Source organism: Pedobacter sp., assembly GCF_965249885.1.
In the GTDB taxonomy this organism is placed as follows: domain Bacteria; phylum Bacteroidota; class Bacteroidia; order Sphingobacteriales; family Sphingobacteriaceae; genus Pedobacter.
In genome coordinates, this window is the sequence record NZ_OZ252254.1 from 1746532 (window position 1) to 1769802 (window position 23271).

20 protein-coding genes are annotated in these 23271 nt (G+C 38.4%); 9 read left to right on the plus strand and 11 right to left on the minus strand.

Annotated elements, in window-relative coordinates; all coding sequences use genetic code 11:
* Positions 1-27 precede the first annotated feature (27 nt).
* The gene (locus ACY2A0_RS07420) at positions 28-2865 is read left to right on the plus strand and encodes a PD-(D/E)XK nuclease family protein (RefSeq protein WP_461788924.1); all 2838 of its coding nucleotides are present in this window, start codon (positions 28-30) and stop codon (positions 2863-2865) included.
* Between the two features lie 425 nt (positions 2866-3290).
* Here ACY2A0_RS07420 and ACY2A0_RS07425 read toward each other — a convergent pair whose 3' ends face one another.
* Positions 3291-3503 (minus strand): hypothetical protein, encoded by a 213-nt coding sequence (locus ACY2A0_RS07425; protein ID WP_461788925.1) that lies wholly within the window; start codon positions 3501-3503, stop codon positions 3291-3293.
* Between the two features lie 67 nt (positions 3504-3570).
* On the opposite strand from ACY2A0_RS07425, the gene tnpA reads away from it, so the two are divergent.
* The 6 genes from tnpA to ACY2A0_RS07455 all read left to right on the plus strand — a co-directional run bounded on the left by tnpA (position 3571) and on the right by ACY2A0_RS07455 (position 7365).
* A complete protein-coding gene (gene tnpA, locus ACY2A0_RS07430; protein WP_461788926.1) occupies positions 3571-4014 on the plus strand; it encodes an IS200/IS605 family transposase in 444 nt (147 codons plus the stop codon).
* A 21-nt stretch (positions 4015-4035) separates the two neighbouring features.
* Positions 4036-4590, plus strand: coding sequence for a GNAT family N-acetyltransferase (locus ACY2A0_RS07435; protein ID WP_461788927.1), 555 nt, complete (start codon positions 4036-4038; stop codon positions 4588-4590).
* Positions 4591-4865: 275 nt separating this feature from the next.
* Positions 4866-5222, plus strand: coding sequence for a bleomycin resistance protein (locus ACY2A0_RS07440; protein ID WP_461788928.1), 357 nt, complete (start codon positions 4866-4868; stop codon positions 5220-5222).
* Positions 5223-5375: 153 nt separating this feature from the next.
* Entirely contained in the window at positions 5376-6362 is a 987-nt protein-coding gene (locus tag ACY2A0_RS07445) for a pyruvate dehydrogenase complex E1 component subunit beta (RefSeq protein WP_461788929.1), read from the plus strand.
* Positions 6363-6544: 182 nt separating this feature from the next.
* Entirely contained in the window at positions 6545-6994 is a 450-nt protein-coding gene (locus ACY2A0_RS07450) for a hypothetical protein (protein ID WP_461788930.1), read from the plus strand.
* Positions 6991-7365: a DUF2784 domain-containing protein gene (locus ACY2A0_RS07455; RefSeq protein ID WP_461788931.1), complete on the plus strand. Its 375-nt coding sequence runs from the start codon at positions 6991-6993 to the stop codon at positions 7363-7365. The genes ACY2A0_RS07450 and ACY2A0_RS07455 overlap by 4 nt, the downstream gene beginning before the upstream one ends.
* Here ACY2A0_RS07455 and ACY2A0_RS07460 read toward each other — a convergent pair.
* The 10 genes from ACY2A0_RS07460 to ACY2A0_RS07505 form a co-directional block, all read right to left on the minus strand.
* Complete coding sequence (locus ACY2A0_RS07460; RefSeq protein WP_461788932.1) at positions 7362-7832, minus strand: Cif family virulence factor; 471 nt, start codon at positions 7830-7832, stop codon at positions 7362-7364. The two genes, ACY2A0_RS07455 and ACY2A0_RS07460, sit on opposite strands and share 4 nt — an antisense overlap.
* 155 nt (positions 7833-7987) lie before the next feature.
* Positions 7988-9439, minus strand: a complete 1452-nt coding sequence (locus tag ACY2A0_RS07465; RefSeq protein WP_461788933.1) for a RagB/SusD family nutrient uptake outer membrane protein — start codon at positions 9437-9439, stop codon at positions 7988-7990.
* 10 nt (positions 9440-9449) lie between these two features.
* Positions 9450-12539: a SusC/RagA family TonB-linked outer membrane protein gene (locus tag ACY2A0_RS07470; protein ID WP_461788934.1), complete on the minus strand. Its 3090-nt coding sequence runs from the start codon at positions 12537-12539 to the stop codon at positions 9450-9452.
* A gap of 295 nt (positions 12540-12834) precedes the next feature.
* Complete coding sequence (locus tag ACY2A0_RS07475; protein ID WP_461788935.1) at positions 12835-13695, minus strand: helix-turn-helix domain-containing protein; 861 nt, start codon at positions 13693-13695, stop codon at positions 12835-12837.
* A 1-nt stretch (position 13696) separates the two neighbouring features.
* Positions 13697-14053, minus strand: coding sequence for a hypothetical protein (locus ACY2A0_RS07480; protein WP_461788936.1), 357 nt, complete (start codon positions 14051-14053; stop codon positions 13697-13699).
* Positions 14054-14248: 195 nt separating this feature from the next.
* Positions 14249-14875, minus strand: a complete 627-nt coding sequence (locus ACY2A0_RS07485; protein WP_461788937.1) for a response regulator transcription factor — start codon at positions 14873-14875, stop codon at positions 14249-14251.
* On the minus strand, positions 14872-17793 hold the full coding sequence (locus tag ACY2A0_RS07490; protein ID WP_461791311.1) for a ligand-binding sensor domain-containing protein: 2922 nt from the start codon (positions 17791-17793) through the stop codon (positions 14872-14874). Before ACY2A0_RS07490 ends, ACY2A0_RS07485 begins: the two co-directional genes overlap by 4 nt.
* A 96-nt stretch (positions 17794-17889) precedes the next feature.
* Positions 17890-18822, minus strand: coding sequence for a LysR substrate-binding domain-containing protein (locus ACY2A0_RS07495; RefSeq protein ID WP_461788939.1), 933 nt, complete (start codon positions 18820-18822; stop codon positions 17890-17892).
* 65 nt (positions 18823-18887) lie between these two features.
* The gene (locus ACY2A0_RS07500) at positions 18888-19694 is read right to left on the minus strand and encodes a DUF4249 domain-containing protein (RefSeq protein WP_461788940.1); all 807 of its coding nucleotides are present in this window, start codon (positions 19692-19694) and stop codon (positions 18888-18890) included.
* Between the two features lie 7 nt (positions 19695-19701).
* Entirely contained in the window at positions 19702-22023 is a 2322-nt protein-coding gene (locus ACY2A0_RS07505; RefSeq protein ID WP_461788941.1) for a TonB-dependent receptor, read from the minus strand.
* A 182-nt stretch (positions 22024-22205) separates the two neighbouring features.
* Between ACY2A0_RS07505 and trmB the strand changes: the two genes are divergently transcribed.
* Positions 22206-22856, plus strand: a complete 651-nt coding sequence (gene trmB / locus ACY2A0_RS07510) for a tRNA (guanosine(46)-N7)-methyltransferase TrmB (protein WP_461788942.1) — start codon at positions 22206-22208, stop codon at positions 22854-22856.
* A gap of 78 nt (positions 22857-22934) precedes the next feature.
* Positions 22935-23261 carry an MGMT family protein gene (locus ACY2A0_RS07515; protein ID WP_461788943.1) on the plus strand — a complete coding sequence of 109 codons (327 nt, stop codon included), beginning with the start codon at positions 22935-22937 and terminating at the stop codon, positions 23259-23261.
* Positions 23262-23271 lie beyond the last annotated feature (10 nt).

Genomic DNA, 23271 nt, shown 5'->3' on the forward strand with positions numbered 1-23271 from the left:
TGCTCAGAATGACAGGAGAGATAAGTTATGACCCCGTTTTTAAAAGAAGTTGCCCAAGATTTAATTGCCAAATTTGGCGACGATTTACAGCATTGCGCTATCGTTTTTAACAATAACCGCCCTGCTACCTACTTAAGAAAATACTTGGCGGACATTATAAAAAAGCCTTTTTTTAGTCCAGCGATATATACCATACAAGAGTTTTTTTCGGGCAGCTTAAAAGAAAGGGTTGCCGATTTTTATTTGCAGTTTTTTACGCTGCTAAAAATATACAACGAGCTGTTGGCTAAGGAAGGTTTACCTGCAATGAAAAGCAGTCAGTTTTTCCCATTGGCGAAGATAATTCTCAGCGATTTTGCGCAGATTGACAATGATTTGGTTAATGCCGACCAGCTTTACAAAGAAATGGAAGACATAGCGCAAATCAACTTGGAGTTCGATTATCTTTCTAAAGAACAATATGATTTTTTAGCGCAGTTTTGGCAGTCGTACAGCCAAGGAAAGCATAAGAAACAGCAAGAACTATTCATTAAAATGTGGCGTAGGATGCCGCAACTCTACCATCAATTTCATGAAGAGCTGCGCTCAAAAAACTATATTACCAACGGGCAGGTATATCGCCACTTGGCAAATACAGATTTAGCCAATCTAGATTTCATCAAAAACTTTGACAAAGGAAAGATTGTATTTGTAGGCTTCAATGCATTAACTCGTGCTGAAGCGAAGGTTTTTACACAACTGCAAGAGGCGGATAAAGCGCTTTTTTACTTTGACACCGACGATTATTATTTAAAAGATGAATTACAAGAAGCTGGATTGTTTTTACGTAAGAATCTAAATCAACTTGGACTAAAAAATGTGTTTGAACATCACCATAATAGCTTTATTTCTGAAAAGCATGCGGTAAATGTTTACAAAGTGCAAGGACAATGTGCCCAAGCGAAAATCTTAAATCAAATTATTACAAAAGACGATAATACCGAGGAGATAGGAACCACCGCCGTAATCCTAGCGGATGAAAGTTTGCTAATGCCAGCGTTGCAAACCATTACGGAAGATATTGAGGTAAATGTTACAATGGGTTTTGCCCTAGCTAGCTCAACGGTTTTCGGTTTGGCCGATTTATGGCTTACTACGCAGCTTGAGCTTAGAGATAATGATGCGGTTAGTTACCAAACTTTAGAAGCTTTCGTGACACATCCGCTAACCGGACTTACCACTAAACTAAAAACCAACATTCAGGAAGCGCTACTTAAAGACAATGTGATCAGCATTGATTTAGCTCGATTAAGAAAACAAGGTGGTATTTTCGAGTTGTTTTATGATAAAGTAAATGAACCCGACGGCCTGGTGAACGAACTCCTAAAAGTGATGAGGTACTTGCTTTCACGCCTTTCTACCCAAAAATCACTCAAAAAAATTGATGCTGATTTATTCGTGAAAACCATTGAAGAGCTCACCAGGCTTAATGATACCTTGAAGGGATTTTTAGCAAAAGAAGAGTTTCACTTTGTAGTACAGCTCATACAGAAATCTTTGCAGGGCGTGTCGGTTCCGTTAAGCGGCGATCCCCTAAAAGGAGTTCAGCTAATGGGTTTATTGGAGAGCCGAAATTTGAATTTCGACAACGTGATATTTTTAGGATTTAATGAGGGTATCATCCCAAAAACCTCCATTGGAAATAGTTTTATCCCAGATAATATTCGAAGAGCTTATGGGCTGCCAGTGTTGGAAAACCTTGATGCCATTTCATCGTACATGGTATATCGTCTATTACAACGAGCTTATAATATCAATTTTGTCTATAACAGCCTAACCGACGAAAGCAACTCAGGTGAAGTTAGCAGAATATTAAGACAATTGGAATACGAAAGCCCATTTGAATTCAACTATAAAAATTTAGATTTGTCAATTGCCACTGAAGCTAAAGAAGAATTTCTTGTTGACAAAACCTACCCAGACGTACAAAAGGCATTGCAACGGTACTTAAGTGGCGAGCGGGTTTTATCCCCTTCGGCACTTACCATGTATATTTCAAATCCAATTGATTTCTTTTTCCGATATATCGCTGAAATTAAGGAGCCGGAAGAGGTAACCGCAGTAATTGAAGCCAATCAAATTGGGTCGATATTGCACAAAACGATGGAGTACTTCTACAAAACCGAGATCAACAAGGAAGTTACGACTGAAATCATCAAGTTGAAACGAAAAGGAATTAAAGACCTTATCAGCAAGGCATTTAACTTCGTAATGACTAATAAAGAAGAGAGTACACTGGAATACTCGGGAATGCAAAAGGTTATTTTGTCTATTGTTGAAGCCTATACAGATATCATTTTAAACAGAGATGAAGCTGATGCGCCATTTACTATCTTAAGTTTGGAAGAGAAAATTAGCACAGAACTGGAGTTTGAATTGAATGGAAAAAAAGAACAGGTGAAGCTTTTTGGATTTATTGACCGTGTAGATGAACGCAATGGGGTGGTTCGTATTGTGGACTATAAAACGGGCAGCGACAAGCTAACTTTTTCTGACATCGACAAGCTTTTTAATACCGATGGAAAAAACATCAACAAAGCGTTGATACAGACCTTGATTTATACTTACGCTTACGAAAGGCAATCCGGAAGAACTGGCGTGGAACCCAACCTATTTGTGGTAAAAACGATGAGCGATGGGAACGTATATTTTCGCTCCAGAAAATCTACACTATCGGAAGCGTACTTGGCGGAAGTGAAGCCTTTGTTTTTATCGGAGCTGCAGGCCAAGGTAGCTGAGCTTTTTGATCTCAATGTACCTTTTAGAGCTAGTCAGCAACCAGATAATTATACCTATTCTATTTACAAAACTTTATTTAATGCCTAGCATAATATTTGTGTCTGTTGGCTGAAGCCAACAGCAATGAATAGATCCATTTTTTTAGATATTGCTTAGCACATAGCAATAAATTGGATGATTCAATTTTTGTTAGCAATTGAGCCAACAGCAATGAATAGATCTATTCTTCGAGGTATTTCTTTGAGCAAAGCCAGCGCCAAATGAATTGGTAGATTTGATTTAGATCCACTGGCTGAAGCCAACAGCAATGAATAGATCTATTCTTCGAGATTTTCTTTGAGCAAAGCCAGCGCCAAATGAATTGGTAGATTTGATTTAGATCCATTAGCTGAAGCCAACAGCAATGAATAGATCTATTTTTTGAGATATTTCTTTGAGCAAAGCCAGCGCCAAATGAATTGGTAGATTTGATTTAGATCCATTAGCTGAAGCCAACACAGCAATGAATAAATCTATTTTTGAGATATTTCTTTGAACAAAGCCAGCGCCAAATGAATTGATAGATTTGATTTAGATCCATTAGCTGAAGCCAACAGCAATAAATAATATTCTTCTGGATATTCTCTCCACACTGAGCACATAGCAATAAATTGAATGATTAGATTTTCATTGCCGTCGGCTTCAGTTGACGGGGGGAATGATGAATTAAAAAAGGCTTTAGCCAAATTTTTGCGGTTAAATCGCTGATGATTAATAACATTTTGCTATCTTGGTTACACCAAATGAAAAACTATGTCATACACCAGAATTTGGGTGCATCTCGTATTTGCGACCAAGCACAGGATTCCTTTGCTATCTAAAGATATTAGATACAAAATCCAGAAACACATTATCCAAAACTGCAAAGAAAAATCTATTTACCTTCAATCAATTAATGGCTACACAGACCATATGCATTGCCTAATTGTGTTAGGAAGAGACCAAACCATTGCCAAAATTGCACAGCTTATTAAAGGAGAATCCGCCTTTTGGATCAACAAAAACCAACTTACAAAGCAGCATTTCATGTGGCAGGATGACTATTTTGCCATTTCCGTAAGCGAATCAATTGTGCCAAAGGTCATTGCCTACATTAAAAATCAAGAGCAGCATCATGCCAAGAAATCTTTTGAAAATGAATGGAATGAGTTTACAACAAGATATGGATTTCAAACTGTCGGAGAGCATAAAAACTGAACTAAAATCCTAAATTGCATCATGCTGAATTTAAACTTCCATCCATTCCCAGAATTAAAAACTGAACGTTTGCTTCTACGGCAAGTAATGCCAACTGATGCTAAATCAGTAACGCGAATTAGGGGTAATGAAGAAGCCATGCAGTATATTCCAAGACCAAGAGCTAAAACTTTGGACGATGCGCTTGTAGTGGTAAAAATGCTTACGGATGGCATTAACGAAGGCAAATCTATCAACTGGGCAATTACGAACGCAATTGATCCATCAGAGATATTTGGAATTATGGGCTTTGTAAATTTCTACCCTGAACAAAACAAGGCCGAAATAGGCTATATGTTACATCCTAGCTATTGGGGAAAAGGGTACGTACCCGAAGCTATTTTGGAAGTAGAGAAGTTCGGCTTTGCACAGATCAACCTGCAAACCATAGAAGCGAAAATTGACCCTAGAAATGAAAACTCTAGAAAAATTCTACTGAGAAACAACTATCTGTTTGACCGGCTTGTACAAAAAGAGATGAGCTTTCAGGGAGAGGACTTAGACTCTGAATATTACATTAAAAATCGTATACAATAAAGCGTTATATTGTGTGTATCGTTTAGACAGCACAGCTTTTAAACCTCAAACAGTAGAACAGGCGGCAAAATCTCATGCTGAATTTTATAAAGCGCTTATATGGCAAGAACGCTTAAAAATTACAAATTACTTGAATAGCATAGTTTTCAATTACCCAGAGCAAGATCTTCCGCAACTAGACAAAAACTGCTTTTTCCGCTTCTTCAAGAAATAACAATATTAACAAAGGTCTGCTTGACGAGCCAAGGACCTAGAAGACTTAGAAAATTTATAATATGTTACAAACTGCAGTACCCATCCTCGCTTCGCTAAATGCTGAGGAGACCATACAATTTTATACCCAAGAAATGGGTTTCACATTCCACAATAATTGGGACGGCTACCTTATTTTCAGCAGAGATGCTATTCAAATTCACTTGTGGCCAACCAGCGACGAAGATGTTCCTAAAAATACGGGCTGCTATGTAAATGTCACTGAGGTTGACTTACTCTATTCCGAATATCAGGCGAAAAATCTGATTCATCCAAATGGAAAACTAGAAAGCAAACCTTGGGGCATGCGCCAATTTTCTATTTTAGACAATAATGGCAACATTATCCATTTTGGGGAAGACATCTCGAAACGCAGCTAAGCATATTTCAGATTTTCATTTGGCAAAAGCACTCATTTAAAACATTTTCTACTGCTAAAAAGCGAAATATAATATTACAATTACGAGCTTTTTGAACCTTTGCAAAGCAATAAACTAATAATTATATTTGCGACGTTAATTTTCAACAAAACAATGAGAGAAATCCAATTCAGAGAAGCATTACGCGAAGCATTGAGCGAAGAAATGCGCAAAGATGAGAACATTTTCATGATGGGCGAAGAGGTTGCGCAATATAACGGAGCCTATAAGGTTAGTCAGGGTATGTTAGATGAGTTTGGCGACAAACGCATTATCGATACGCCAATTGCCGAGCTTGGTTTTGCAGGTATCGGAATTGGAGCAGCAATGAACGGTTTAAAACCAATCATCGAGTTCATGACGTTCAACTTCTCGTTGGTGGCTATTGACCAAATCATCAACTCAGCTGCTAAAATGCTATCAATGAGTGGCGGTCAATTTTCAGTTCCAATTGTTTTCCGTGGCCCAACCGGTAACGCTGGTCAATTAGCAGCTCAGCACTCACAAAACTTTGAAAACTGGTATGCCAACTGCCCAGGTTTGAAAGTGGTAGTTCCAGCGACGCCTTATGATGCAAAAGGTTTACTTAAACAAGCTATCTTAGATCCAGATCCAGTAATTTTCATGGAATCGGAAGTAATGTATGGCGATAAAGGAGATGTTCCCGCTGAAGAATATTACTTAGAACTTGGAAAAGCTCACGTAGTAAAAGAAGGTACTGATGTAACCATCGTTACTTTTGGTAAAATGTTAACTCGTGTGGTTAACCCAGCTATTGAGGAGCTTACAAAAGAAGGCATCAACGCTGAGGTAATCGATCTACGTACAGTACGTCCAATTGATTATGCTACAATCATCAACTCTGTTAAGAAAACAAACCGTTTAGTTGTAGTTGAGGAGGCTTGGCCTTTAGCGTCTATCTCTTCAGAAATTGCATTTAACGTACAGAAAAACGCATTTGACCATTTAGACGCTCCTGTAATTCGCGTTACTTGTGCTGATGTTCCACTTCCATATGCACCTACTTTAATTGCTGCCAGCTTACCAAACGCTGAAAAAGTTGTTAAAGCGGTTAAAGAAGTGATGTACGTTAACAAATAAGAAATACTCACGCGTCAGTAAAATGGCGTTTCGATATAATCCCGTTCATTTAAAGAGCGGGATTTTTTTGTGTCATTAATTTCCTGTTATCGCAAAACTTAATTGGCCACACGTTCTAAAAGACACTATATTTTTCACTTGCCTTAAATTTTATTAAATTGCGGTTTTTAAAGTGATTTATAATGAAAAAGTTTTTATCTGCTCTTTTCCTACTTACAATAATGGCAACGGTAGCTTTAGCACAAGCGAACAAAATGCCTACTCCAGAAGAATTGGCTAAAAAAAATGTAGATGAGCTTGAAACCAGATTAAAATTAAGCTCAACCCAAAAAAGCGTAATTTATAACTATGCTTATAATTTAGCTAAAGAGCAGGTAACCCTGATGAAAAAACAACAGGCTACAGGTTATAATGATGAAGAAGTAACTAAGCTTTATCGTTTAAATAACGAAACCAACAAAAGCATCAAAGCGGTATTAAAACCTGAGCAAGTGATTGAATATGACAAAGTGGTAGAAGAGCGTTTAGCAGGTATCGATCCTAAAAAGAAGAAAAAAGCTAAAAAGGGAGAAGAAGAAGAAAAGATTGTAGGCATTGAGGGATTAAAATCTGTAAAGGCTGGACAGCTGTGAGCCTACGGCTTTTAGATTATACTTTCACTTTCATACACCTCGTCATTATTGGTGCCAACCTTTTGCTTTGGATTTGGCCAAAAACACGGAGGCTACATTTATACATTGTTGGCACTACGCTATTTTGTTGGCTTTTTTTAGGTATTTGGTATGGCATAGGCTATTGCCCAGTTACCGATTGGCAGTGGCAAATCAAAAGCAAATTGGGCGAAACTAACTTGCCCAATTCGTTTGTGAAATATCAATTAGATAATATTACTGGATCAAGCATTCCCGATACAACGGTTGACGTTATCACCCTTGGAACATTCTTAATTGCTATCATTTGTTCAATTAAGTTAAACTTCTTTCGAAAGGGAATAAGCTTTTAAACGATAACCTTCTCGGCCTTATCGTCCGAACCGTTAACAAAAAGCCGATAGATATTGGTAATCTTCCAATCGCCATTTTTATCACGCTCCAATACCAAATAGTTTTTGTGCTTTCCGTCGAAGCCTTTGTAATTTACATTCACTTCGGCCATTACCAAACCCTCTGTTGCAGTCAACACTTTTGAGCTAATTTCACAGCTTTGCTGTACAGTTCCGCCATTCTTCTTCATTTCGGCAATAATGGCCGCAGCATCATGCTTAACCACTCTTACATCTCTGTTAAATGAGAAAAGAGCATCATCGCTGAGCAGGCTTTTAAACTTCTTATAATCATTACTGAGATAACTCTGCATATAAGCTTTCACTACACTTTGATAGGTATTGGCGCCTGGTTTGTCATTCGCTTTAAGTGTGTTTACGATGGTGACACCTAGTATCAGCACCGCTAGAATTTTCTGTTTCATCATTTTGTATGTTTATTAGCCTAAATCTCGGTCAAATCTTTAATAAACGATATGCAAAAAACACCTATAGTATTGATTACCAGATTTATTAGAAATAAAAAAAGAGGCTATCTCAAATATCTTGAGACAGCCTCTTAAAGCTTATAATATGGAAGGTGTTAGTAACCTGGATTTTGCTGTGGTTTTAACACAGGGTTGGCATCCAACTCAGTTTGAGGAAGTGGAGACACCAATCTGTTTGCTCCCGATGCGAAGTTCACAATTCTCCAATGTACTGTTGACCCTGTTCTATCTACGCCTTTTTTGGTGCGCAACAAGTCGAAAAACTTATGTCCCTCACCAAATAGCTCCTTATTTCTTTCGGTCAAAATTTCTTCAATAAGGGCATTACCAGTATTTGCTGATACAACAGTTGCCACGCCAGCACGTTGCTGTATTGCCAATAACGCTGCTTTTGCCGCTGGCTCGTTAGCTACTCCTTGACGAGCTTCTGCCTCCGCTTCGATCAAATACATTTCAGATGAACGCATTAACACTTGATTGTTAGCGTTGGTAGTTGTAAAATCGAACTTATTGATCAACCAGCCTTCACCCCTTCTGCGATAGGCACCCGTACTGGCCGCTGCAGTTGGACTGCTCTTTACTAAAAATTGCTTTTTACGCTCATCATTTGCTGCAAACGAATCAAAGAAATTATCAGTTACCCTGAAACTAGAATAACCAACATCGTAAGGATCATAAAAAGACGATACCATTAAAAATCCTTGGTTGTCATCCGTACGAACGTTGATGGCGTAAATCCACTCGGAAGTTGGGTTGTTGAAGCCCGTTAACAAAGCAGCTGCCGAACTCAAAGGACGTGTTGCTCTGGCCAATTTCGCGTATCTACTTGCTTCTGGCCAGTTTTCCATATTTAAGTAAACACGAGCCAAATAGCCTTGAATTGCAGCTGGACTCACTCTGTAAACATTACTACGAGCTGGTAAATTCGCTTCCGCAAACTTCAGGTCCTCAATGATAAAATCATAAACCTGTTTTACTGTACCCCTATCCGGCGAAACATCATCTGGTCCGAGTGGCTTTCTTAAAATTGGCACACCTAACGCATTTGGATTTACGCTATAAGGCTGAGAAAACCAGCGAATCAACCAAAAATAAGTGATGGCCCTTAACGCTCTAGCCTCAGCCAAATACTCCGTTTTTAACGCATCGGGAATTGGCGCCGTAGGAATATACTCCACAAACTGGTTGGCGTTAGAAATCACTTTATAGCTATATTGCCACCAAGTATAAACATCGCTACTATTTACCGTTTCTGTAAACTGATACTGTGCTACAAACCGGTTATAATTAGCCGCACCACTTACAATCATTACATCGTTACCTTTTACATCGGCACTCAAAATCATGTTATTGGTGTAACCAGAAAAAGTAGTCAAATCATAAATACCAGTCATGGCGGCCTGAATTTTTGCAGGCGAAGAGAATGCGTCTTTGGCATTAATTTGCGCTGTAGGACTTACCTCCAAAAACTCTTTCTTACATGCTGTTGCTCCTGTTAATACCAGTAGTGCAAAAGCTATATTTTTTATTTTATTTATCTGTTTCATCTTTTGTCAATTAAAATCCAACGTTAAGGCCAAAAGTGTAAGTTTTAATATTTGGCACATCGAAATTTGCTAGTCCAGTAATGGCTACCTCTGGATCCATTCCTTTATGCTTAGCGAAAGTCAAAATGTTTTCTGCCGAAACATACAACCTCACGTTTTGAAGTTTAAGCGATTGCAACCAGCTATTTTTTACCGTGTATCCCAAGCTAACATTTTTAACACGCAGATAAGATCCATCGTACAAGAACCTCGATGACTCATTATTACCCAAATCAGTATTGTTAATTACGAACCTCGGCACGTCAGTAATATCTCCTTCCTTTTTCCAGCTTCTATCCATATCCGTTGATAGTTGGGTACCTACTTGGCTACCGCTGTGCATAATCATTTGGTACAAACCATCGTATATTTTACCTCCTAAAGAGAAGTAAGTTAAAATGCTCATATCAAAATCTTTGTACCTGAAGTTATTGTTAAGACCTCCCGTGAATTTAGGAAGAGATGATCCTAAACCATCATAACGAGTAGCTGTTGACCAATCTTTAGTAGTGATTCTGCCGCTTGCATCATCTTTGTACCACATTGGGCGTCCATCTGCGGGATCAACACCTGCGTATTCTCTCAAATACCACTGATAACGATCGCCGCCAACTTTCCAACGCTTAGTTCCATCAATCACTTCGTTTTGCGTCATTTGATTGATTTTATTGTTGTTAGAAGTAATGTTCAAAGAAACGTCCCAAGTGAAGTTTGAATTTTTTACCGGCGTACCGTTTAACATTACCTCAACACCATAGTTGTCCATTGAAGCAAGGTTCGTAGTAAGATCGTCAAAACCAGTTAAGCGAGTCAATTGGCGACCGAATAAAATTCCATTTGAACCTCTCTTATAGTAAGAAACCTCACCGCCAAATCTGCCTTTAAACAAGCTAAATTCTAAACTCACATCGGTAGATTTACTTTGCTCCCAACGTAGATTTGGATTGGCTAATTGTGTATAAACAATTCCTGATTGTCCTTCGTAGTTTCTTCCTAAACTGTATAAACCTTGGGCGGCATATCTGTCGATGGCATCATTACCAGCTGTACCATAACTCGCTCTCAATTTCAATTCGTTGATCCAATTTACATCAGACAAGAATTTCTCTCTTCCGATACGCCAAGCACCACCGAAAGAATAGAATGTTCCGTATTTGTTATTAGTTCCAAATACCGATGAACCATCTCTTCTTAAACTACCAGATACATAATATTTGCTATCGAAGTTGTATTCCAAACGAGAGAAATAAGAAGCAAAACGTTTTTCTGTGAAGCTTGAAGTTGAAGTATTTGGTGTTGATGCAGAAATCAATTCGTTAGTGCCAGGGAAAGCAAATCCTGTAGCTTGAGTGTAAATATAGTCTTGCTTGTTTCTAAAAGCTTCCTGACCAACTAATACATTTAAGTTGTGCTGACCGAAGTTCTTAGCATAGTTCAGCGTGTTTACAAATGTTACCGTGATATCTTCTCTAGTATGTCTATAACCTCTGCCTTTTACACTTACACCATCACCATGTTCCATGTTATAAAACTGTCGCTCACGGTTATTGATATAATCAGCAGCTACCGAAGTTTTTGCAGTAAAATTATTTAAAAACTTAACCTCAGCATAAGGATTAGTGATTACCCTAGCGGTTTTGGTATTGTACTCGTTCAATTTCGACAAACCTACTGGGTTAAAATCGGGAGTTACCGGATTTGTGTAGTTATAGTCGGGATTTCCTTTAGCGTCGTAAATCAAATTGCCGTTGGCATCTCTACGATATAAAGGATAAATGTTAGCTGTTTTATCAGCAAAGTTAATTGGATTTGCCGATCCAGTACTTCCCGCTGGAGTATTTTGCTGTGTATAAGCTAAAGTATTATTGATACCAATTTTCAAAAAGCTGTTTACATCAGAGCTCCAGTTAAACTTGCCTGAATAGCGATTAAAATCAGATGCGATTACGATACCTTTTTGTTTAAAGTATCCGCCAGAAATATAAAACTTGTTTTTCTCGCTACCGCCACTCGCTGATAAATCGATATTTTGAGTAACACCTCTACGCAATACTTCGTCACGCCAGTCGGTATCGTACAACAATGATGCACCATTGTTTAACACTCCATTTGCACCATAAGGATTAGCTACGTTGTATGGATTGAAAACTAATTTACTGTTGGTAAGTGCGTTAGCTTCTGTTGCCGCTTGCGCTGGAGCAGATCCCGCAGTAAGTCGTTGTGCATAATATACATCCCAAAAAGTCTTGTAGTATTGGGTGGCGTTCATCACTTCGTGCTTCTCTACAGCTTGGTGAGATAAACCGGTATATGTACTCAAATTTAATCTGGTTTGACCGGCTTTACCTTGCTTGGTTGTGATTAACACTACACCGTTTGCTGCCCTAGAACCATAAATCGCTGCAGCAGCAGCATCTTTTAATACCGTTACCGATTCAATGTTGTTAGGGTTTAATGATGATAGCACATCAGAAGTGGTAGCAACAGAGCTTAAATCGCCACTAGTTACTGCAATACCATCTACCACATAAAGCGGGCTGCTTGAAGCTGTGAAAGAACCAACACCGCGGATACGCACTGTTGAAGTTGCACCAGGCTGGCCAGACACGCTAGTTACCTGAACACCCGAAGCAGTACCCTGTAATGCTTTTTCGAAAGAAGTAATTGGTCTGTTTTCCAAAACATCCGATTTTACTACGGAGGCCGAACCAGTGAAGTTTTCTTTCTTTACTGTACCGTATGCCACTACTACAACCTCACTTAAATCATTACTAGCCGACGATAACCTAACACTCATGTTATCGGCAACCCTAACTTCTTGTTCGGTATAACCTACAAAGCTAAAAACTAAACTTTGTACGCCAGAAGGCACCGAGATTGTAAAAGTACCTTGATTGGTGGTTTGTGCAAATTGGGAGCTTCCCTTTGCCTTGATAGATACTCCCGGTAAGGGTAGGCCATCGGCCGCATCTACAACTTTACCCGTTATTGTTCTATTTTGCGAATACGCTGCAAAATAAGACAAAACGGCAATCACTACTAATAGTAATTTTTGTTTCATAATTTAATGGTTAGTTAATTAATAAGACTTTGACTTGGCAACAGAAGCCGCCACGTCGTTTAGCACAAAGTAATGCGAAGCGAATTCCACAAAATGTGCGAAAACCACCTTTTTTAATGCTGAGGGTGCTAAAAACAAAAAAGCAAATCCAATCCTGGCATTTGCTTTTTTAATTAATTATTAACTAACGGCTAAATCCTTCTACAAAATTTGTCCGTTTTACCTATTTCAAAGGTATACGAACCGCACCGCTAAAAGTATGCGCAAAACACCTTTTTTACTTAAGATCTTTACCCTATTGTTCCTTTCTAAATTTAGCTGGAGTCATTTTCACCATCTGTTTAAACAGTCTAATGAATGAACTGGTATTTTCAAATCCGATTAAACAAACTATTTCACTTAGCGGATAATTGGTTGATTTTAACAGATGCTTGGCCCTATTGATTCTCAGCTGTATCAAATATTGGTAAGGGCTAATTCCGTATGCTTCTTTAAATGTACGCAATAGGTGATTTACCGATAGACAGCAGCAAGCGGAGATATCTTCCAACAGTACATTTTTGTCGTAATTGCTATTGATATAATCTTTAGCAATGGCTAAACGCTTTAAGATTTCCTCTTTAGTTTTCGTTTTGGTAAAGCTCAGTTTACTTAATTTGTGCACTACCTCTTTTTGATAAACACCGTAATAGTTAAGTAAGCAATGATAGAGGTATTCGTTCATTAGCATTTCATTATCTACACCCTTATCTAACTGGTGTTTTAAATGCATCACAGTGTACTGAATATCTCCAGTAAAAGGATATAGCGTTTCAATAAATGATGGAGAATTATCGGTTTTACCATTTAATAGACAATGGTGGCTCAATTGATGTGCGTTATTGAAATCGGTCACGAAATCAGCATCGAATGATAAAGAAATGGTATTTACCGGTGTAATGGAATCGATAAGACTGTTATAAACCGTCCCCACATTCAACATGGCAAAGCTATCTGGAAATATGCTGATTTCACGCTTGTTAACGATGCATTTTTCTACTCCGGAAAGCACAAATTTAATGGTGTAATAGTCGCCATCTGCAGGTTTGTAAAATGATTTACAGGTGTTTTCGCTAACAATTTTGTTTCTATTACTAAGCTCTTTTACGTACCTCATGTTACTGATTGTTATAGTTTCTTGGCTCTAACAAAAGGAACAGCTTCCCATGGTTATCGAAAAATTCTGCATTCATTCCATTATCGTTGTAACTTGGTAATTGCTTAAACACAATTCCTTTCGACTTAAGCAGGCAATAAATCGCAATACAATCGGCCGTTACAAGATGGACTTTATCGGTTTGTTCAGTATTTTCTTCCTGCTTTAGGTGCAAAACGGTTTCAGCTCCTAAATTCACAATAGCAGCACCATCATCAGTTAAATCAACCTCCAACTTTAAAGTCTGTTTAAAAAGCGCCAAAGCCTGTTTTAAATTATTGGTGCTTAGCTGCAAATCACTTGTTATAAGATCAATCATATCTGCGTTCAATTTGTGTGATATAAAATTAGCCACACAAATAGCTCGTCTTATCACCCCAAAAGGGTGATTTTAGCATACTTTTACACGATAGAAAATGGTTTTATATAGATGGGTTTTTTGTCTGAATTTACTGGGATAGTTAACCTTCAAATTAAGTAGATCAGATCTTTTGAATTAACTATCCAATCTCCCTTAAATAAACCGCTTATTTTTAGCAGCCTTAATTGCTTCTGATTTTGAGTTAACATCTAGCTTGATATAGATATTTTTAACGTGGCTTCTTACCGTGTTCTCATCAATAAACAACTCTGTAGCAATTTGTATTTTCGTTTGCCCTGCCGCAATGCGTTTTAAAATTTCCGTTTCCCTTTTGGTTAGGGGTGTATTGAGGTTTTTTTGAAAAGAGTTCATCACAATTCTTGCGATATTGATGCTCATTACACCGCCACCGCCACAAACATCTTTAACTGCTTCTACAATTTTCTCTGAACTGGAGTCTTTGGTCAAGTAACCATCAGCGCCCATGTTAAGCGCTTCAAAAACTACCTCAGGCGAATCAAACACCGTAAGAATGATTATATGACAATGAGGTAAAATCTTTTTAATTTCCGGTATCGCTGCTATACCACTGGTGCCGGGCATGTTAATGTCTAACAGCACAACCTGCGGTGCATCTGTTTTCAATTGTGGTTTTGCTAAATCAAAGGAAGCGTAAGTATTTACAATAGAGAAATTTTCAATATCCAGCAATAATTGTTGGTAGCCCAATCTCAATACATCATCATCTTCAATAATTATAATCCTCAATTTGTGGTTCATTTCCGTTTATATCTTAAAGGTTTAATTCCAGAGATTACTATTTGTGTGCCGCCCCCGGGATTAGTAAAAACTGCCAATTTTGCATGAATACGATTTACGCGGTTTTTGATGTTCTTAAGCCCATTTCCATTGGTTGCTGCTTGATGATTGAAACCATCTCCATTATCTGCAACTTCAACTTGCACCACCCCTGGCTCTTCTTCAAATAAACTAACGAACACCTTAGTAGCATTAGCATGTTTTAGCGCATTGGTTAAAACTTCTTTAAAAATTAAGGTCAAATTGCGATTTTGTTCCATGCTCATTTGCCAATTCTGGAAGCTCTCAGGCAATACATCCATACCGAAACTAACCGATGTGTTCTGAAATAAATCAATGCCAAAATCTCTTATACGCTGCATTATTGCATAAAAATTATCGCTTTGCGGATCCAACGCCCATAGCACATCCTTGGTTCCTGTATAAAGCAAGCCTGCATTTTCCTTAATTAACCTAACCAATTCTTTTTGCTCGGAGTTGGGCGCTAGTTTTTTATCTAAAATTTCAGATAACACATTAATTCGCGTTAGTTTGTTGCCAATGTCATCATGAAAATCTTCGGCAGTCTGCTTTCTGATTTTGGCCTGCTCCTCCATTTTAATTTTCAGCCTCTGTCTTCTCTGAAATTCTCTCCTTTTGAGCATCCAAAAAATTAACCCCCAGCCTAGCAATAATAAAAGCACGGCCACTAACAACCTAAACCAGATGGTAACATAAAAAGGAGGCGTGATAACAAAACGAAGTTCTTTCGTTTCAGATTTTAAGCCGTTGACCTCGGCGTAAACTTTAAAAACATATTCCCCGGGAGATAAAGCGGAATATTCTGCCTCCTGTGCTTTAACCGCTTTTCCAAAATCTCTATCTACACCAACCAAGCAATAATGATAAACCACAGATTGCGGATTGGATAATGATATCCCTCGAAAACTAATGGCAATACGACTTTGGGTGTGTCTTAATAAAATTTGTTTCGGATTTGCTGTGGCAAGCCCGATGGACGTATCACCACTTTTTCTTGATTTATCGTAAACGTCAATTTTTTGGAGTGATATATAGGGAGGCTGGGTTTTTTGAACCGAGAATGCCGTTTTACCTAATATAACTCCGGTGGTAGAGCCAAGCAATATGTTCCCATTAAACGGAATAGCGGCATTTTGATTGCACTCTATTATCGGCGTTTTACTTGGGATAACTTGATAACTACCAGTTTTGACATCCAGCCTCAGTTTATTGATCCCTCTGCCAGTACCCAACCATAATATTTGGTTTTGATCCAACACTAAACTATAGATATCGTTAGAGTTTAAACCTTGTGCCGTATGATACCGAACTGCTTTATCCCTTTTTAAATCATAAACGATTAAGCCATCTCCCAAAGTAGCAAACAGTATTTTATCTCGATGTTTTAAAATCCCTAAAACATAAGCATTAGTTAATGCTGGAATGTTAAATTTAGCTTCTAGCTGTTGGTTTTTTATCAGATATGCTCCTGAAGACGTACCTAACAGAACGCTATCCTTTCCTAAAGCGAATAAACAGGATACCCATCCCCTGAAACCTGTAATTTTTTCAATCTTATCGGCGCCTAGGTAAGTTACCGCGTTTATTTCCCCCAAGTATAGATTTCCTTTTTGATCGGGCACCAGAGTGCTAATATTTAAGCCTGAGGTAAATGGCACCTGAACAAAGTCATTACCTTCACGTTTCCACAACCCTTGATTTTGTATAGAAACTAGTATGTGATCGTCGATGTCTTTAGTAATGAAATAGATATTATTGTCGGCAAACCTTTTTTCGGGGCCAATGAGGTTTGTTCCGTTGAAATGGTATAGTCCTTTGTTGAATGTAGAAATCCAAAGGTGGTTTTTTTCATCAACCGCCAAACCACTTATGGGATAAGATAGGTCGCGACCGTTAAACCGGCTATATTTGATAAAGGCGTCGCCATCGTACCTAAATATCCCATCGCCAAAGCTTGACACCCAAATATTGCCCTCTTTATCATTAAAAACGGCATTTGCTCTTGTTGCCTTCAGGCCATTCTCGTCGTCAAATAATGTGACTTCTCCCTTAGGATTAACCAAGTATGCGCCATTTTGCGTAGCCACCCAAATGTTACCATAGTTATCTTTAGTGATATCGTAATAAGCTTCAATAGTGCTATCTTTAAATACCGTACTTAGTTTATCATGTTGATATAAAAAAATACCTTTACGCAAAGCGGCAACGTGGAAAATATTACGATCCTTTGCATCAAAAACGACTTTTATAATGTAAGCATTGGCTAAATTTGCAGGAAAAACCTTGAATAATTTCCATTGTTTTTTATCAAGCTCATATAAACCAACACCTCTAACATAAGCGTAAAGTCGTCCCTGTTTATCCTTATTTAAGGTGGTTACAATTGCATTTTCGGGCAGTTTTGTTGGCACTAACCTGCTGCCTAATAGTTGATACAAGTGCCTGTCGGATAACACCCACATTGTGCCGTCTGATGCGTGCTGAATACTATAAATGTCCCTATCAAGAAGTACCGACCTTACCTTGCCATTTTCAATGACATTGATTCCGTTTTCGCTTCCAACCCAAATGCGCTGCTGCTGATCTTCGGTAATTGAACTTACATTGTTGGATAATAGGCCGTCCGCTTTGCTGTAAGACTTAAAGATGCGGCCATCGAAATTGCTGACGCCACCAAAACTACCAAGCCATAAGGTATGATCTTTTGCCTGAAAAATCACACTAACCTGAGATTGAGGAAGTCCCTCTTTAAGATTGAAATTGGTGAAATTATAATTTTGTCCCCATAAGAATTTGGGGGACAGGAAAATGGCGATAAAGACAATCCTTACGGATATAAACTCCAGTTTAGCTAGCATCCCATACAAAATAAAACATTAATGCCATTATGCACATCACCCGAAACGGGTGATATTAAGCATAAGATTGCTTTTTGTAAGGATTATTACAGCAACTTATATCCCAACAATATCTTTTTTCTTTCTGCTCTTCATCCCTTTGGGAATTAATGCTAAAATTTCATCTTGCAGCGCTTTCAACATTTTCTTTTTCACAAAACTTTTATGAGTTACCAGGCTTATTTCACGTACTGGCTCTGGCGATTTAAAGTACCTCACTTTGTTAAGTTGCTTATTATTCAGGTCGTGTAAGGAGAGTTCCGGTAAAAGCGTTGTGCCATCGTTTACGTCAACCATTCTAATGAGTGTTTCCACACTTCCTGTGTTATAAGTAAGTGCTTGTAGTTTATTATTTTTTGTGGAGCGACAAATATTAAGCACTTGAGAACGCATGCAATGTCCTTCGTTCAACAACCAAATATTTTCTTCTTCGAAATCTCCAGCATCAATGGTTTTCTTTTTATATAACTTGCTGTTTTTGCTTACATAACCCACAAAGTTTTCATAATATAAGGGATGTTCGCTGATATTAGCATCAACCAACGGGGTTGCTAAAATGCCGCAGTCGATAACGCCTGTTTTCAGATGGTGAATAATATCTTCGGTGGTATACTCCCAAATCATCAATTTCAACTCGGGATATTTACTTAACATAGAAGCAATAACCTGCGGCAACAAATACGGAGCAATGGTTGGGATGATGCCAATTTTCAGCTCTCCAGTAACCTCTTGTATCTGATCATTGATAATTTCCTTTAATTTGCTGCTTTCTTGTAGTATGAGCCTTGCTTGTTCGATAATTTGAGTGCCAATTTCAGTAGGAGTAACGGGCTGTTTACTTCGATCAAAGATTTTTACCCCTAAAAATTCTTCCAACTTTTGTATCTGCATACTCAATGTTGGTTGCGTTACAAAACATTTTTCCGCAGCACTAACAAAGCTTCTATAGGTATCCACGGCTACAATATATTCCAACTGAACTAAGGTCATATCATCAAAATTTATAACAAGTTACACAGGCTATAAATATAATCAATATCTAGTTGAAATGAAATTTATTGAACGGTATATTCCCTAGTTTGAATGGTATGTGCGCTAAAATAACCTATTGCACCGCCCTTGATATTGCTTACCGGATTTGCTGGTGCAGCACTGTTGGGGCCTCCCTGCGCTCCATTATCCACGCTAAACCAATATTTATAAACAGGTTCATCAATAGTTAAAAACTCCAATCTGATTTTGTCACCTTTTTTTAGTTTACTTTCTTCAGTAAATTCAAAAGGAAATATGGTTTGATTCACAGTTCTTCCATCTGTAAATTCGTCGTTAGCGGCAATAATCGATTTGGTGTATACGCCGTTTTTATATTCGATAAACCTGTAGAAATTTTTAACCCCCGCCGGATCGTTGTATTTAACCTGGGTAAACAACCTAGGCCCATCAAACAAATTTAATTCGTAAGGATATACATCTTCAAGCGGAACAATAGCTGGCATTAAACAACTTGCTGTAAAGGTTTGTCCATTAACTACGATTTTCAAGTTATAGCGTTGATTTGGTATACCCCTAAAAGTTAAATGATTGTAAACCCCTTTAGTGTTGCCCTCGTTTAGTCGCGTGGCAATACCTTGTTGATCCTCTATGTCAACTGTAGCTCCTGATATGCCAACAAATTCATTAGCACTTGAATAGCCTTTAGTTTTACTGATCAATACTTTTGCTCCACCCGCTTGGTTGGTAAGCTGCGCTTCTACTACAAACTTTTCGGAAGCGGTATCCAACTTTAAATCTATTACTTCCTCACAAGAGGAAAAACAAATTAAACATGTAACAACAAATAGGATATATCTAAACTGATTCATGGCGATTTTAAAATTTAAAATTATAAGAAATTGAAGGCAAAAACTGAAATAGAGTAGTGCGTACCACTTCCGTTTTTGTAGGATCATTCTCCGCCTCTCTAAAAGTAATTGAATACGCATTTTTTCTGCCATAAGCGTTATACAAACTAAACGACAGTTCAGAGCTGTAATTTTTGCGCTTTTTGAGTTGCAGATTGGCGCCTAAATCTAAGCGATGATAAGCTGGCATGCGGTAGGCATTTCTATCAGTGTAATAAAAAAACACCTGACCATCCATATTGTATTTTCCACTAGGGAAAGTAATGGCATCTCCAGTATAGTAAATCCATGATGCAGATAAATTCCATTTCTCGCTCAGCTGGTACGAACCCACTAACGCTAATTCGTGTGTACGATCCTGGCGAGCATTGTACCAACTTCCACTATTGATTCCATCGATTTGTCGTTCAGTTTTGGATAGCGTGTAACTTAGCCAACCCGTAAAATCTCCTTTCTTTTTCTTAAATAGAAATTCCAGCCCGTACGCTCTACCCTTACCATACAAAATTTGAGTTTCGATGTTATCCGAGTTAAATGTTTCTGCACCGTCTCTGTAATCAATTTGATTGTCCATGGTTTTGTAATAACTCTCCACATTCAATTCGAAAGCATTATCAAATAAGTTCCGATAGTAACCAAATGCCACCTGATCAGAAATTTCGGGCTTAACCATTAAAGAGCTTGGCAGCCACTTGTCGCTTGGCCTGCTAGAAGTGGAGTTGGAAATCATGTGCATATTCTGCACATTTCTAACGTAAGATGCCTTTAAGGAACTTTTTGCATCCAACAAATAGCTTAACGCTAATCTCGGCTCCAAGTTAAGGTAGGTTTTCACCAGCTCCCCTCTTTTATAGGCAGTTGCACTCAGAATATTCCCGTCAGGATCCACGGTCAAATACTCGCTTCCTCCCAAAATACTAAACCCTGTTAAGCGCAAACCCAAAGCTAAATTAAGCTTTTCTGTTGCTTGCCAATCGCTTGAGGCAAACAACGAATTTTCGAAAGAAAAACGCTCCTGATAATTAAGATCATTGAAACTCGACTGTCCCTTGGAAGTTACCTCACCAGGCGTAACCCGATGATAGATGCTATTAAATCCAAATTTCACCAAATGTTTATCAGATGCCTGCCAAAAGAAGTTTTGTTTAAGTGCCCAATCTCTCAGTTGTGAAAAAATCCTTACATTATCGATACCAGTATTTACTTCTATTTTATTTTGGTAACGTGTAAAGGAGGCAGTAGTAGCTGAGGTAAGTTTGGACGTGTAAATGTGTTTCCATTGCGCACTTGCAATGGCATTTCCCCATGTTATACCAAAGGTTTCGGCCAATCCTAGTTTATCTGCCCCAAGGTAGCCTGTAACGGTAAGTTTATCATTTGCGCCCAGCTGAAAATCGGCTCGTCCGTTAAGGTCATAGAAATAAAGTATGTTTTGATTAATGGTACTGTCTGGAGATAATTTTAGTAAGGCGTCAACGTAGGTTCTACGTCCAGAGATCAAAAAGGACGATTTGCCTTTATTTATAGGCCCTTCCAAAGTCAATTTAGACGAAATAAGGCCAATACCTCCCGATGCCGATAGTTTCTCCATATCGCCCTGCCGCATTTTTATATCCAGTACGGAAGATAAACGACCGCCATATTGAGACGGCATACCTGTTTTATACACGGTAATATCTTCCACAGCATCTGGATTAAATGTAGAAAAGAACCCTAATAAATGCGCCGCGTTATAAACGGGCACATCGTCCATCAACACCAAGTTTTGATCAGCAGAACCACCTCTCACGTAAATCCCCGCACCACCTTCTCCAGCAGATTTGATACCGGGCAATAGCTGGATAGCCTTCAACACATCTCGCTCACCAAAAATCAATGGAATATTTTTGATAGACTTCATGGTCAGTCGTTCTGCGCCCATTTGAGGGCTTGCCAAACTTCTAGTGTCGTTTGAAGTTGAAATAACCACTTCATCCAAGTTGTTGGCGCTATCTTCTAAACTAAAATTTAAAACCTGATTACGAGCTACCTTTATTTGCTTCTTTTGAGTAGCCATTCCAACGGCGCTTACCATAAAAGTATAGTTGCCAGCTTTAAGCGTTATAAAGTAATTACCCAAACTATCTGTAGCTATGGCTTGCTTTGCTTCAACAATTTGTATACTGGCCGCTTCGAGAGGCCCATCGGCAGATTTGATTTGACCCGATATTTTAAATGTTTGTTGTGCAAAAGTGGTAGACCAAGAAAGGCTAAGAAAAATAAAAAAGAGCTTTAAGAAATTAGAGGTCATCAAAGTCTGAGTTACATTGTAAATTAATCCTATTTTAGAGTATGACAAGCAAGAAATGTTTCACCCCTATGCCTTCAATTTTTATTTCTTGGACAAGTTCCTAATTAAAAAACTGATCGCCAAGTTTTGAGGTGAAGAGGTTTAATATTTTAATCTTACTTTTGTGCATTATAACAATATCAGTGGGCAAAGATAAACTCAGAAAATTTGCGGAAATAAAGACTTTTCCGAACGTTTACGAACTTGATGAAGCTAAAGCGTTAAAGGGCAAGTGGGCCATAGCGCATTTTAAAAACAACAATCCGGTAGTGCTAGAACTAGCTTGCGGAAAAGGAGAATATTCGGTTGGTTTAGCCAAGCTTTTTCCGGAGAAAAATTTCATTGGGATTGATCTAAAAGGAAACCGAATTTGGCGTGGCGCCAGAACAGGCGTAGATGAAAATATTGAAAATTTGGCTTTCTTGCGCATTCAGATTGAAGACTTGATGGATTATTTTGGAGAAGATGAAGTTGACGAAATCTGGATTACTTTCGCTGATCCGCAGCCACAAATCAGTAGAGAAAAGAAACGATTGACTTCCCCTAACTTCTTAGCCAAGTACAAGCCTTTGTTGCGTGAAGGTGGAAAAATTAACCTAAAAACAGATAATGATGGACTGTACAGCTACACCAAGGAAAAAGTACAGGAACTTGGTTTGGTAACACATAAAGATACCGATCACTTATACCAATCTGATTTGGCAGACGAAGTATTATCCATCAAAACGCATTACGAACGCATCTATCTTAAAAAGGATAAAAACATTAACTATATTCAGTTTTCGTTTAGTTAGGCATGTCGGCATGCCAAATTTATTTCAGTAGCTGATCAAAATACTGCGATAAATTTAAGATGACAGAAAGGGAGGCAAATGGATACTAATTTTTACGAACAAGTTTATGAAGTAGCTAGGTTAGTGCCCAAGGGTAGGGTAACTTCTTACGGCGCCATTGCAAAGGCATTGGGTGTTGCCAACTCATCGCGAATGGTAGGTCATGCCATGGCCTATGCTGGGCAAGCTAGTTCAAAGGTACCGGCTCACCGTATAGTTAACAGTAGCGGATTGCTAACGGGCAGATTCCATTTTTCACCGCCTACTTTAATGCAAGAACTTTTGGAAAAAGAAGGTGTTGTGGTGGTAAACGATAAAGTGAAGAACTTTAAGCAGGTTTTTTGGGATCCGTTGCAGGAATTGTAAAGTCCAATGA